Genomic DNA, 13,770 nt, shown 5'->3' with positions numbered 1-13,770 from the left:
ATTTTTTTACTCCTGTCCATCTCCTTGCTATCTTTTAACTGTATAAATACACAGGTTCTGTAAATGAACGACGATATCATTGAAACGTATGTTCCTAGTTATACCCAAGCGGATGAAGCCACTCGTCAAATGCTTTGGGATGAAGCTTCAGCGGATACGCTCTACCAACTCAACGCTGAGATTCAACTGCTCCGGGGAAAGGGGGCGGATAAACTGTCGATGTGTGAATGGGGTAGAGAAAAGCAGGAAATTGGGCTATATGGCGACTTGCTCAGCTATGACATTGAGTTTTGGCATCAACAGCAGCGTGCTATAGACAACCAATATAACCCTGATGAACCTGAGCAAAATCCACAAGGGTTGCGGGTTATGTCAACTACTCCCTACAATTATCTGAGTTTGTATCGTGGAGATTGGATCCGCTTGTTTTACCAGGGTCAGTTTACTTACGGTAATCTCTATTCCGCCACCAATTTTATTCTCGAAGAAGTGGAAGAGCGGATCGAGCAGTGGCTGGAAACGCACTATCCCTACCAGGTTACTATAACGGTAGAGCAGGGTAGTCAGGCACATGATAATCGAGCAACGTTCTCCAATGATAATCCAGTTCACCAGCGACACTACTTGGATGTGAAACGCTACCTTCAGGATCATCATGCCCAATTTCAACACCAATTAACGAGCAAGCTAAACAGAGAACCGGTAGCGACGTACCTTATCGAGCGCAAAGATGACGGTGGGCATCCAATTGTGGATTTTATCTGCCATAACGATACCACTTTACGTTTAGTCCGGCCGTGTAGTTTTGTGAAGGATATGATGCGCTATCAGAAAAACGTTGATACGCTGACTCCTTACATCGACGAGCTTGAACGTACGTGTTTGCAATGGATTGATGAGCAGAAATGGTCTTAGCAGCAGAACGACTATGAAAACCTTAGAAAATGGCGCTAAGTTTATTGAGCATCCCGAATCCAGCGGTGATTGAGCGAGCAATTTTATAGCGCTCCCCATGATAACTTGACTTGAATTCATGATCTCATTTATTTGGAGTGTTAATTAATTATAAGTTCCAGGAAGGATTAATCGTCTGAGATACATCCTCGAATTTTTTCACTGTCATTAACACGTTCAAATATCAATGCCGTATCGGTACTCTCAGCAAGACTCACCTTAAAGGTACCAACATATCTCAGCAAATTAAATCCAAGAGCCCCCGTCCTTTTGTAAAGACAATCATCTTTCCGTTAGGGCATTTACTAACATCTTCTTTTTACTTAATTATTGATAGCTTGGCATCCTCATTATCATTTAAGGCCTGCTCATAAATTCTTAATCCATCCGCACTCAATTCGTTATGCCAAATACCGTTTTCGTAAAGTCTTGGAAACCATATTTACATACGCCATGTATGCCGTTTGGATAAATGGCCTGAAGAAGTTGTTCATACATTTGATGCTATGGATGAAGATCCAACGGTTTATCATGCCATGAATGGTCCCAATGAGTTCCACGTTATTAGTTCGATGAAAAATTGGGATGTGATCCCCCGTTTAGGCAAAATTCAGGTACCAACACTACTTATTTCGGGGCACTACGATGAGTCGGCCCCTGAGTGCGTACAACCGTTTTTCAACCATATTCAAGATTGGAATGGACAGTATTTCCTAAATCGTCTCACATGCCTTATGTTGAAGATTCATGATATAGGCAATGTATTTTATGCAAGCAAACTGCAAATCATTGGCGCCATCATTCGATAGTGATTGAATTGTCCTTAGCCTCTTTGGTTTTTGTATAAATTGTTAACAATCGTAAAAATGTAACAAACGCCCTGGTTCTTTGCGGCGTTTCAATGATGTTACCTTCACTATCAATGCGTTGATTATCAAATTTGCTTTGTAACAGGTGAATACTGACTGTGCCAGGTGGATGATATTTGAGGAATCTACCAGCATCACTGAGAGTGGTTGTAAATTTGGCGGATGTCTTTATATATTGCTCCAGAGCTTTCGGTACTAGGACTTCAACCGTTATATTGGGGAAAATTCGACTTCGGATAGTATCGTCCCAGAATAATAGATGTTTTTTGTACGTATCTATCTCATTCGCATCGAAGTAGGTCTCGCTCGGGAAATACCACTTGAGTTTGACGTGACGTTCTTTTAAGCCAATCAGTTGGATTAGCTTAAGTAGGAGTAAGGCTGCTTTTTGATTATGGGTCCGGATCAACGAATCTTGTGCCCCTACCAGATCGTTTAGTATTTCACTAAGCGTCGTAAAATTGAAATCTTCTGGAATCGCATCGTTTTCAACGGCGTTTTCAAACATCTTGATAAGACTTTCAATCGTTTTTAGATTCCCTCGGTTTAGTTTGGCATAGTTAGCAAGTGGTGGAAGTGTATACTTTGATCTGCACAATGATGATCGCACGATAGATTCATCGGATTTGACGATGGCCTCGACCGCTAATGTATCAATACCGGTTAAGTTGGCAACATCAGAAGATTGTTGATCCTCGGCTAATAATTGAATGATTTCCCAAACTGCACTTAAAGAAACGGTTTGTTTCATTTCAATCGACTTAGTTAGCCCGAGTTGTGTGATTGCTTCATCAAGGCTTGAAACCAGCGATGCTGGTTCATACGTGTCTGGAACGGCGGCCATGAGATTGTGTTTTGATGTGGGTACCGACTGGAGCCTACCTTGATCACTAATTCGTATCCCTTGGCCCCAAAATCGACGTAGCAAAGTATCGGATGGTTGGTGGTTGGAAAATTTAGTTCGTTGAATAAATTCACTCAGATGAAAATATGATGAGGTAGTGACTTCTGGTGAAGAATGACCTAGTAAGCCGGATAATGCCCAGAGCTTTTTACGTGAGAACGGAGCGATGGCGAGACGTTGACATAATCGTTGGTGATTGTCTTGGGCGAAAAATTTATGCTGGCTGAATGAAAAATCGGCTAATTGTGAATGATCGGCATAGTTGAGGCGAATCCAGGTCCAGTTGCAGAAGGAATGACGACAATGGTGGTATCGAATTTCAGGTTCACCGGTAACAATTTTCATAATTTCTGTTAGCAGCGAAAATGCTTCATTTAATTGCCTGGTATCTTTAAAAATGAGTGATTTCTCCTGGGTAAATTTGGTTTTGGTCACGTTGAGATAGCCAGTTAACTCAAGTAGAGATTTTTCAGGCCATAGACAATCAAGCGGTAGGTTTCTGGAGCTTTCACTTGATTTGAGTTCTCGATATTTGTTGGGCCGTACGTGAAGATTGGCATACCGAACGCCCTTAATCGTGAAATCGGCAAACTGCAGTCCGGCGACTTCACCGCGGCGTAATCCGCTATAAAATCCTAGGTAAAAACACAATTTGGCGATTTTGGCCGTAGGAGTACCGATTGAATTACAGGCTTCAATGATACGCTCGGCTTCGTAGTGAGTGATTAAATTGGCATTAACACGATGGCCAATTGAGGGAATATCGATATCAGATAAACACAGGTTTGTAACAATGTCACTTTCAATTAAGAACTCAGCGAAATAGAGAACGAAAGATTTTTTGGTTGAGGCTATTTGTTCTGCCACAATATTGAGTTTTTCCGCCCAATCCAGGCTCTCCATTTTTTTTGGTGCACAACCGGAAAACTCTTGAATGAATGGAGTTGCAACATAACTAATATAGGATTTGATAGTAGTTAGACGTAGACGCTTTTTATGTTTTCCACCAAACTTAAGCAGATGATACATCCATGAAAGCACTACCCAGCCCCAGGGGGCACTTGCTGCTATATCATTACTTTCTAACCTCGGTCGAAGTTCATTTTGTAACTTGGTACTGATCCGAATGCTTTCGGTTAACGAAGTTTTAATGAGTTTGCCAGTATAATGTTCGATTACCTCAATTTGCTCAGCAGTAGTGAGTTCTTCTTGTTCTAGAATGGCTTTCTTTCTTATTCTTTCAGCCGATGTTGAACCAGTTGAAAGCCATGCGACCTTTTGCCGAACCGGCATTTTTCGTTGTTCATAGTCCTCTTCATCTTGTTTAACCCGTTGGTCGGTCAGTAGCCTATAGAGTGATGTCTGAGTTAATGAGGTTGTGGGTAGCGCTGCTTGGCAAATGGAGTATTCTGCCGGACTGACAGTAAGGACGAATTCATTTTTAAATGCGGAGCGCAGATCGACAAACCGTAGGTTGTATATTCTAGGCAATAGTCTGTACGCATGAAGTAGAGCATTTATCTCTGACATGACATTGATCCTGACTTTTGAGCTGTCGTTCCAATAAGCGGTTAAGAATAATTCCGCCATTGGGGACAACCAGTAGCGTTGCCCCTTGGTTTCAACTAACCAGTGTTCACCAATTCGATAGAATGTGCTCTTTTTCGTGAGTAACTGCTCTATATCTTTTGATTTTTTGATTCCTTCTTTTATTACTAGCCATAACATAAGAACGGCTTGGTTTTGCTTTGGATGATCCAAATAGCGGGCAGTCAATGATTCATTTTCAACCAGCTCATAGATTCTGGCCTGCAGTCGCGACATTAAAAAGTCATCGGGCTTGAGCAGCGGAAAATCTTGCCTGATATGACAAGTCTGGCTAATCGGTGGGGCGGTGATGCCTGTCTGTTTTTCTATGATACAGAGTAAAAGTTCCAACAATTTAAGCTGGAGATTGTGATCTTCGAACCCTTTGCGAAAGATCTTCTGAATGGTATTTAGTGACTCGGATTGTATTTTCCCGTTTTCGACCAAACCATGTTTCTGGGTCAATGAATAAACATCATTAGTAATGTTTAGTTTGCTGGGCAAATCAAGCTTTTCATTGTTGGTTAACTTGAGATATTCGCCCGTTTCTGATTGAGCCGCCCGTAAATAAGCGCTTTGTATCTCCAAATTGAGTACGTCACTTAATCGGCGCATATCAACCTCTCTTACGTGTTATTAATGACGGAATGGCCTCCCAGCTGAGTTCTTCCAGCATTTCGTCCAAAACCGGTAGGAGCTGTTCTATTGCGACTTTATGGCTTAGAGAGGAACATTTTTCGAGTGGTGTTTCACCGTTTACCCAATGGCCCAATTGGAATTTTACTAATTCCTGATGGACATTCGATAGTTGTAGATAACGGCGCACGTAATGTCGCCCGAAATTCAGTGGCAAATTGATATATTCACTGAGGTAAGATGGTCCTGAATTTTTCGTCCGGAAAAAGGTGGGATCATCTTTATCCTGGATAAATAAAAAGAATAGTCCATCATTTGCGTGTGAATTCTTCGCGGTAAGGAACCATTCGATTCGGTCGTTTTTATGTGGAAGATCTATTAATTGGTGATCGCAGGTTTGCGCATAAAGTTGCGTTGATTGAGCCGGGTATAAATGGCTAATGAGATTTGCCAGTGTTTTCGTATGCCGTTGATAGTGCAGTAACTGCGATTTGAGAACGGTTGGGCACACGACAACTCGAGTATGAGAAAACGTCTTTGATGAATCTTTATCTGAAATACATAGGGCATGATAGCGCAATAGCAGCAAGTCAAAACTGGGAAGCGGATTGTAAACTGCTCTATAACCTGACGCATTCACTAACATGATCAGCGTATAGGCCGTGTATTGATTATGATAGTCGATCAGATTACTTAAATTTTTGACCACATCAAATGCAGAGAATTGTTTCAAGTGGGCTAAACGATGGTTAACCCAATCTTTTATTGCTGCTCTGGTTGGTGTGAATTGAGATCCAATTCCGGTGGTATCTAAATCTAGTTGTAATTCAGGCAATACTGGTATTTGAATGTCAGTATCGTAGCCCCTCATCTGATTAAACATATCCAACCATATTGCTTGGATTCGGCAATTAATTTCAGTTTCAGAATACCAGGCATAATGGCGAGGTGAACGACTATAGTAACTTAGCTCTCCCCTTAACATTTCCAGGATAACCGGATCGTGTTTTTCTGTAGCGATTAAGTTGTTGATGAGATAGTTCTCAATCCGCTTTAGACGGATTTGGCAACGATGGCGCTGATTGAGCTTTTTTAAATAGGACTCTATGGCTATTCTATAGGCATTGACTGATGGCTTTCCTGAGAACTTTGTATGGCCACGTAAGTTGCTTTTGATAAACATATTATAAAAATATTGGGGGAGAGCTATGGCGGCGACGGTTTGGTTTTTTAGTAGGTTGGGGTTATCTGAATGCTTGCCTCTTTTAGCTGTAGGCTTTGGAGCAATTTTTAAAATTAACTCCGATTCAGTAACGATAAGCCCGAGGTTGTCATTACTAGTACTGTGATGTATGTCTAAGTTGCAGACGTCGCTCAGATTTCGCCCTGTAATCAAGATGAGGTGCAGAATGCATTGAATATCGGTTCTGGGGATTTTGTTTATGAGCGTGGTACGTTGAGAACTGCGGTCATGCCATAGGTAACTGAGTTCATTAGGCTGTAGAAGGTTACGCGCAAGCGGCGTAATGTTATGACTCCTACTAACACACTTCGATATCCCACGGTTCTTGTGATTGATTTTGGCCTTGTCTTTAATGACGGATACATCGGGTAATTCGTGTTGTGGCTTAGGTAAAACTGGCTGTTCAGTTTTGATAATGCAAAGTTCTGGATAATCTTCATCAGCGGATACTCCAGCATCAACAAGTGGTTTACTCAAACCACGTTTGAGTAGTGAGGCGGTAAATAAGTTATCCGAACCGATCACTCGTTCTATTTTTTTTCGGCTGTAGGATGAACGGATACTTCTTTGAGATATACGAGAAAAGCTCTTTCGTTTTTTCCAATTGAGCCGGTAAAAATGTTCTAAGTCTCGCAGGTAACCAACACGACTTGATGAGCCTGACTCTTCGTCATTTTCGCGTTCTTGATCCATCAGAATCTCACGAACCTGAAGGATCTGATTGGCCGTATCATCTATTGAATTTGAATTAAAACATCGTCGGTCGATGACCTCATCGGTATAAAGAAGCCTGAAAGAGCGAATCGAAGTTTCGGTGCGGTCTTCCGTGATTATTTTTAATTCATTATTGTAATAATGACTGAGAAAAAATAATAATGCCGAGGCGGCTTGTGGCGTCTGGTGGTCATCAAAAATAAATAGCAATGAATACAGTGGGCGTCGACTCATCCATCCTTTTGCATGAGTTGTATTGCTGTATTTCTGAAAGAAGGCTTCATTCACTTCTGAAAATAATTGGAGTAATTGACGGGCAATATCTTGTTGGATGTCGAACAACTCACAGAATTTCTGAGGATGAGTATCAAAAAGGTATTCAAGCAACGAATGTACTTTTTGTAAGCCCCGGAAATCTTCAGGGCAATCGATGGCTTCAAGTAATTTTTCGAGTGGGTTAAGAAGATGACCTAGAGCAAAAGGTAAAAACGCTTGTATATCTTCGACGGTTGGCGTTGACATGAATCTATATCCTTAGCGAGCTACAAATCGGCTTTAGAAATGGATAAAAAGTTTGCCACTTTCTCTGCTGAGTTAAGTTCAGGAAAAAAAGTTAGCCACTCATCCGATTGGTAAATACTGCGTTTGCCTTCGTCCTTTTTGAACCATGACCGTAGATAAAAGCTAATTTTTTTTGTGTCACTGATAAAGCATTTAGAGAGCAAGTCGTTAGTCAGATCGAATAAAACGATTGCTCGTTTTATGCTTGAAGATGGTTTCTTTTTAAGTGCAAATACCAATATAGAAAAGTCATCGGGTAGGTAGTGTTGAGCAATCGCACTGCGGAGTCTGGTGAGGGTAAATGAACCGGTCAGAGCTTTAAATTGTTTACGGTACCGATAACAAATAATCGGCGATTGCAGAGATAGCAAATTGAATAGGTATGCAGATTTATCATTTGCTTCATTTGAGGTTCTTAATCCACTTAAAGGATTCGCTTGGGCAAACAGATCTTGAATTGTATCGTCAGAGATGAGTTCTTTGACTGACACTGGGATGAGCTCTACATTGTCGAGTAGGGTAGCATCAAATCGCATAATCTCGTCTTTCAAAATCGCCTCACATCAAAAATAATCTCCGATATAAGAACTTTAATTTTATGACCGTTTCGTGTCCACATTGCGCCGTAAAGTTGAGATCTTCATCAAGGGTAGGAGTCATTTTTCTTGTTAAAACGAGGAAGTGCCGTTAGAGTGTATAAATAAAGTTTATCGTTAATGTCTTGACATGGTAGGGGTCGGCAGTTCGAGTCTGCCTAGACCCACCAAATTCGTTCCTTGTGAACAAACAACAAAGCCCGCTTTTTAGCGGGCTTTGTTGTTTCTGAACACTGGCTAGTGTAATCCAAGTTTCCCTTTCTGAAGTCCGCCGCTTTATTCGCCGAAATCTGCACCAAAACACCTAAATTAATCTGCTATGCCTACTTTCTCCTCAGTAAACGTAATATCTACGCGAAATGCGTTACGGCTTAATAGCTGGTTGCGTGAATGCTTATAAAGTAAGAAAAGCAGTTAATAAACTCAAGCTGAGAGAATCCAATTGGAATGAAACGGTGATACGGTAGTAACTGCACAGATGATTGCTGGTTATTCGTTTTAATTGTTTAGATCAAATTGAATTCTCTGAGAACAACGTTAGTGACATAGTGTTGTAGCTACTAGATATATTTACCCTTAAGGGAAACCAAATCGCATAGTCTGAACTATGCTAGCGAGCACTGCTACCAATGATGTGCCGAGTAAGTGAGAGGCTTACAACTCAATCACAATATTATTTAGGCAAAACAAAATGACCATAAAAGATATTGAAGTTCCGCAAGAGATTCTCGCGCGTGAATTTCTCACCAATTTAATTATTGTTGGAAATGTAGCCGAGTGCGAAAAATATGAAGAATTGATTGGAGAAATGTTCTCCGAGAATTGGTCGATAGTTACTACTAACCTAATTTTGGTATTTAAGAGTGGGGAACTGCTTAGCACAATAGACAAACGTAAGTCGCTCAACATGCTTAAAAACTAACACCTTTCATACCAACTCCTCGCTTAAAATCGGAACCTAAGCCAAGTTTCCCCTTGCTAATACATAAGTTACGCCCTTTTCTTGAACTCATACTTTTTCATTTATAAAAATCAACGAATGATGCTTTGTTTTAATTGCAAGCTAATGAACTCACGTCATACTATTAGTTCTATAAATATATCGGCTTTAGCTATTTCGTTTATCTAGCGATGCTTTAGAGCAAGCTCAATCATTGTTGGACAGGGAGAGTCAATGAAGCAACGTTTTTTGCAAAGCCTCATGGTTGAGACAATAGAATGCTGAGATTTTTGGTTCCTCTCTTACTCGCCGTTATGTTACATCCATACTTTGCTTTTGCTTCGCATGGTGAAACTAACGACATCGTTACTGGTGTTGAGTATTTTCAAGAATCTTCAGTTGAGCCTTTTAATTTACAGCAGGTTCAACAGTATTTTCAAAGTAACGCTGTAACTTCAGTGGGAAATGGTTTTCTTAATTTTGGGATAAGCGACAGGCCCAGTTGGATTCGTCTGTCACTGAACAATCCGAATGAAAATGTTGTTCATAGAAGATTAACAGCAGGACAAACTTGGATAGAAAGTATAGATGTCTATCTAGTGAGTGAAACGCTCAAGCAGCATTGGCATTCTGGAGATGGTGAAAAAGCAAACCATCACCTAGTTCCGGATGTGGGTGTTGTTTTTGATCTTGAACTGCCTCCGGGTGAAAGCACGGTTTTAATAAGAACTCAGTCATTTGACCCAATGGCGTTACCGATAGAATTAATCACCAATGAAGAAGCAAGGCAGAAAGACACGGTTAACCATGTGATGTCAGGCATTCTATACGGTATTTTGTTAGCCTTGATTGGTTATAACGTTATTCTCTATTTCACCTTGAAGCAGGCTGATAGCCTCTACTATTGTCTTTATATTACCTGTTTTGTGGTAATGAATATGGGGTATAGCGGTTACGCGTTTTTATGGTTGTATCCCAACTTTCCCGTAATACAGAACTACAGTACGCTTTTCTTCATGGTACTGCATGGGGTGTGCGGTATAGTTTTTGCTTCTCACTTTCTCCACCTATCGACTCATCTGCCTAAGTTACAACGTTCATTACGTGTCTATATTACGCTTGGTATTGTGGGTATTTCGCTGTTCGTTCTACTTCAGCAACACTTACTTAGTGCGGTTTTCGCATTTGCTTATCTTTCCTTAACGACCTTAGTCATGATAGTGATTGGTTTTGCTAATTTGGGCAAAGTCCGCGACGCTCATTATTTTCTGTTGGCAGTGTGTTGTAGCATGACGGGTCTTTTGTTTACCACATTATCTGTCTGGGGTTTGATTCCCTATACTTATCACGGCTATAACGGTGCCGTTTATGGTGTGTTGTTGGAAGCGTTAATATTGGCGTTTGTTTTAGCTAATCGACTAAAGGTTATCGAAAACGAACGTATCACCGCAAAATTCCTTTCTTCGTTTGATCCTTTAACGCAACTGTTTAATCGCCACTCATTTGTTCAGGCAGGCACTAAGATTCTACAAGATGGGGCAAGGCTTAACGCCCCACTAAGTTTTGTAATCTTGGACGTGGATTTGTTTAAGTCTGTCAATGATAATTATGGCCACCATATTGGAGATAAGGCACTTTGCCATATTTCTAACTTATTGCAAAAACACTGTAGGAACAGTGATGTCGTTGCCCGCTGGGGTGGGGAAGAAATGGTTATTTTGATGCCAAATACAGCAATGTCAGAAGCGCAAAGATGTGCTGAAAATTTACGTTTAGTAATAGAAACTACGCCACTGACAATCGACGATCAAATCATTTCTTTGACTGCCAGTTTTGGTATTTCTAGCCGAACGAAAAATGAAAATCTCGATCAACTGTTTAGGCTTGCAGACAAGCAACTGTATATTGCGAAAAGTCGTGGGCGGAATCGTGTTGAACCGCAAAGCGATAGCTATCCGGAGCTCTCTCTAAGCAGTTAATGTTTTCTTATGTTTGGATTACACTCTTTGCCCTTGTACGATGCTTCCGACAAATAAAGTGAAACCTTCGCCTCTACATCCCACATTTTAATCTATATGGTGTAGCGCCCACTTAAACCAGCAACTAAAGTTTATTCAGTGCAGAGTGAAAACTCGCAGTTAATTTTTGTAGTCAAATCTAGAGTAACGCCGTGTCAGTCACATCCTATACCAACCGTCGAAAATCGTCCCGCATTGAACTACAAGCAATGATTCCCGCGTCTTGTTTGTTTAACCGCTGGTTTAAACCTGTAATCCAACTTCAAGTTGTTGATGTCTCTAACCATGGTATGAAGCTTTTTACTAAGGATTATTTAAAGTTATCAAACGCGACTATCCGCATTGATGCATTAAAAGAAGGCGTGAAAGGCAAAGTAGTATGGCGTCACGAACGAGACGGTGGTTATATGTGCGGCTTTATGGTGCAGGAAGGAAATGAAATTTCTGACGAAGACATCGCGTACTTAACTAATTTATAAAAGAATCAGATTTGGTTAGTTATTTCGTCACGTTGATCCGAAATATCGCAAGCAATTTGTCTCAATAATGATACGACTTGCAAATAAATTCTGTTTACAAAAACAAAATGCTGAACAATATCAGCTCGCTAGATCCCTTTGACAGAAAGACTTTAGTTCATTTTTTGTCTAATTCGATAGTTTAAAATCAGCAGTTTCTGATTATTAATGAGGGTGTTGCGGCATTGAAGATGACTTTCTAATGTGAGTATTATTTAACAGTTTTTACGAATGGCCCAGTGTGCAACATTAAACTATGAACGTTCTAATCTGTGATGACTCTGCATTAGCTCGAAAATCTTTAAGTCGGACTCTTGTTAATTTTTACGATATTGAGATTTTTTTTGCGGAAAATGGCAGAGAAGCACTAAGTGTACTCGCTCATAACCGAATTGATGTTTTGTTCCTCGATCTGACTATGCCAGTGATGGACGGTTATGACGTATTGGGCATGCTACCTGTTAATTCATATCCGACCAAAGTCGTTATTATCTCAGGTGATGTACAGAAAGCGGCGAAAGAACGTTGTTTTGCATTGGGCGCATCTGACTTCATCGAAAAGCCTTTTAAAATAGAGCAACTAGAGGCAGTCTTCAAAGGTTGTCATGTTGGAAATTCCATTCATAAAAGCATAACTTCAGAACCCTATATTGATTCAGATTCGAAATTTAGAGAGCTGACCAATATAGCGTTAGGTCGCTGTGTTGCGCTTATTTCAGATAGCGTAGGAGATTTTATCAACATGCCTTTACCTGCGGTTGGCATATTAGAACCATCAGAGCTGGAAATGGCCGTTCACGATGTCTTATACCGAGACAATGTGAATGCCGTAACACAGCGATTTACAGGTGCAGGTATTCACGGTGAGTCTCTGGTGACTATCAGAGGCAAAGAATTCGCCAAAGTGGGCGAGCGTCTTGGTTATCCGCTGCAAGATGCAAACAGTAACGAATCATTACTTAACATTTCTAACCTTGCGGTTTCGACATTTCTGCGTGTATTAGCGGAACTTATCATGGTCAGCTTTACTCTGCGTCAACCAGTTTTAATTAACAGCTACGAAAAAGAGCTTCTTTCACAGCAAAAGATAACTAAGTCTGCTTTTACGGTCGAGTTTTCTTATTCCGCTGAAAATCTTGATTTCCAGTGCGACATCTTGCTGTTGATAGACATGGAATCCGTAAAAGTAATCGATAAATTGATGGAATCTTTCTAATGCCGAATTTGACTGTAAATGTGCGGGATTTCCATTGGGGGATCCAAGCGTTAGACACTATAGACGTTGGGTTAGTGGTTATAGATATCAACTATGAAGTGTGCCTATGGAACAGTTTTATGCAAAACTATTCGGGTATTGTTTCTACCAAAATTATGACCAAAAACCTGTTCGAAGTCGTGCAGGATCTTCCTGAAGAGTGGCTCAAAGCCAAAATAGATGCTGCAGTCAAATTAGACACAAGAACCTTTTCCCGATGGGAAGACAGACCTTACGTCTTCCATTTTAAAAACTACTCTCCGTACACTAACAAAAGCACAATTATGTATCAGAACATGGTGGTCACTCCGTTGAAATCACTCAATGGCGATGTTTCTCATGTGTGCATTATGATTCAAGATGTCTCTGATATTGCAAAGAATAAACTGCATTTAGAACAATCAAATCAGCATTTATCAACCATGAGTCGCACCGATGGTCTGACACAATTACTCAACCGCTCTTACTGGGAATCTCTACTGATGAAAAAGTACGAGAAAATCATTGCGACTGAAGCTCCTGCGTCATTAGTTATTTTTGATATCGACCATTTTAAGAAGGTCAATGATACTTTTGGTCATGCTGCCGGTGATGATGTTATTCGCAAAACAGCGGAGGTGTTGCGCAAGACTGCGAGATCTTCTGATCATTGTGGACGCTATGGCGGAGAGGAATTCACTGTGCTATTGCCAAACACCACTGTTGACCAAGCGAGGTACTTTGCGGAAAGATTACGCAAGCGAATTGAAGCCGAGGTTGTGAGTACCGAACAAGGTGAAATTCGATACACCATTAGTCTTGGCGTTTGTGCATTCGATAAAAAATTCCGTACGCATTCGGAATGGCTAGAACATGCAGATAAAGCGCTGTACGAGTCAAAAGGGCAAGGGCGAAATCAAACCACTGTGTTCGCATAGAGTCTTGCTCAAAGCTAAATCAAAAGCCAAACCGGATCTACAGGTGATGTAAGAGGCG

General features: G+C 40.8%; 10 protein-coding genes. 7 read left to right on the top strand and 3 right to left on the bottom strand.

What is annotated here, in order from left to right; translation table 11 throughout:
* Nucleotides 1-63: 63 nt before the first annotated feature.
* Both ACRQQK_RS20245 and ACRQQK_RS20240 read left to right on the top strand, forming a co-directional pair.
* Nucleotides 64-915 carry a hypothetical protein gene (locus ACRQQK_RS20245; protein ID WP_457514421.1) on the top strand — a complete coding sequence of 284 codons (852 nt, stop codon included), beginning with the start codon at nt 64-66 and terminating at the stop codon, nt 913-915.
* A 503-nt stretch (nt 916-1,418) separates the two neighbouring features.
* Complete coding sequence (locus tag ACRQQK_RS20240; RefSeq protein WP_457514419.1) at nt 1,419-1,763, top strand: hypothetical protein; 345 nt, start codon at nt 1,419-1,421, stop codon at nt 1,761-1,763.
* Here ACRQQK_RS20240 and ACRQQK_RS20235 read toward each other — a convergent pair.
* From ACRQQK_RS20235 to ACRQQK_RS20225, 3 genes are read right to left on the bottom strand one after another with little or no spacing between them, the layout of a single operon-like run.
* Nucleotides 1,753-4,929: a hypothetical protein gene (locus tag ACRQQK_RS20235; protein WP_457514417.1), complete on the bottom strand. Its 3,177-nt coding sequence runs from the start codon at nt 4,927-4,929 to the stop codon at nt 1,753-1,755. The two genes, ACRQQK_RS20240 and ACRQQK_RS20235, sit on opposite strands and share 11 nt — an antisense overlap.
* A gap of 1 nt (nt 4,930) precedes the next feature.
* Nucleotides 4,931-7,429, bottom strand: a complete 2,499-nt coding sequence (locus tag ACRQQK_RS20230; RefSeq protein WP_457514415.1) for a hypothetical protein — start codon at nt 7,427-7,429, stop codon at nt 4,931-4,933.
* Between the two features lie 20 nt (nt 7,430-7,449).
* A complete protein-coding gene (locus ACRQQK_RS20225; protein WP_457514413.1) occupies nt 7,450-8,004 on the bottom strand; it encodes a hypothetical protein in 555 nt (184 codons plus the stop codon).
* 751 nt (nt 8,005-8,755) lie between these two features.
* On the opposite strand from ACRQQK_RS20225, the gene ACRQQK_RS20220 reads away from it, so the two are divergent.
* From ACRQQK_RS20220 to ACRQQK_RS20200, 5 genes are all read left to right on the top strand, one after another.
* Nucleotides 8,756-8,986 carry a hypothetical protein gene (locus ACRQQK_RS20220; protein WP_457514411.1) on the top strand — a complete coding sequence of 77 codons (231 nt, stop codon included), beginning with the start codon at nt 8,756-8,758 and terminating at the stop codon, nt 8,984-8,986.
* 296 nt (nt 8,987-9,282) lie between these two features.
* Entirely contained in the window at nt 9,283-10,983 is a 1,701-nt protein-coding gene (locus ACRQQK_RS20215) for a sensor domain-containing diguanylate cyclase (protein ID WP_457514409.1), read from the top strand.
* Between the two features lie 191 nt (nt 10,984-11,174).
* The gene (locus ACRQQK_RS20210; RefSeq protein WP_457514408.1) at nt 11,175-11,501 is read left to right on the top strand and encodes a PilZ domain-containing protein; all 327 of its coding nucleotides are present in this window, start codon (nt 11,175-11,177) and stop codon (nt 11,499-11,501) included.
* A 295-nt stretch (nt 11,502-11,796) separates the two neighbouring features.
* Nucleotides 11,797-12,756: a response regulator gene (locus ACRQQK_RS20205; protein ID WP_042482721.1), complete on the top strand. Its 960-nt coding sequence runs from the start codon at nt 11,797-11,799 to the stop codon at nt 12,754-12,756.
* On the top strand, nt 12,756-13,712 hold the full coding sequence (locus ACRQQK_RS20200) for a diguanylate cyclase (protein ID WP_457514406.1): 957 nt from the start codon (nt 12,756-12,758) through the stop codon (nt 13,710-13,712). Before ACRQQK_RS20205 ends, ACRQQK_RS20200 begins: the two co-directional genes overlap by 1 nt.
* The last annotated feature ends 58 nt before the right edge of the window (nt 13,713-13,770 follow it).

It is taken from the genome of Vibrio sp. C8 (assembly GCF_054051265.1).
This window is presented reverse-complemented; position numbering and strand designations above follow the sequence as displayed.

Excerpts from the sequence above, each read along its gene's own strand:
- ACRQQK_RS20205 (WP_042482721.1), top strand. The coding sequence starts at position 11,797 with ATGAACGTTCTAATCTGTGATGACTCTGCATTAGCTCGAAAATCTTTA.
- ACRQQK_RS20200 (WP_457514406.1), top strand. The coding sequence starts at position 12,756 with ATGCCGAATTTGACTGTAAATGTGCGGGATTTCCATTGGGGGATCCAA.
- ACRQQK_RS20220 (WP_457514411.1), top strand. The coding sequence starts at position 8,756 with ATGACCATAAAAGATATTGAAGTTCCGCAAGAGATTCTCGCGCGTGAA.
- ACRQQK_RS20230 (WP_457514415.1), bottom strand. The coding sequence starts at position 7,429 with ATGTCAACGCCAACCGTCGAAGATATACAAGCGTTTTTACCTTTTGCT.
- ACRQQK_RS20245 (WP_457514421.1), top strand. The coding sequence starts at position 64 with ATGAACGACGATATCATTGAAACGTATGTTCCTAGTTATACCCAAGCG.
- ACRQQK_RS20225 (WP_457514413.1), bottom strand. The coding sequence starts at position 8,004 with ATGCGATTTGATGCTACCCTACTCGACAATGTAGAGCTCATCCCAGTG.
- ACRQQK_RS20235 (WP_457514417.1), bottom strand. The coding sequence starts at position 4,929 with ATGCGCCGATTAAGTGACGTACTCAATTTGGAGATACAAAGCGCTTAT.
- ACRQQK_RS20215 (WP_457514409.1), top strand. The coding sequence starts at position 9,283 with ATGCTGAGATTTTTGGTTCCTCTCTTACTCGCCGTTATGTTACATCCA.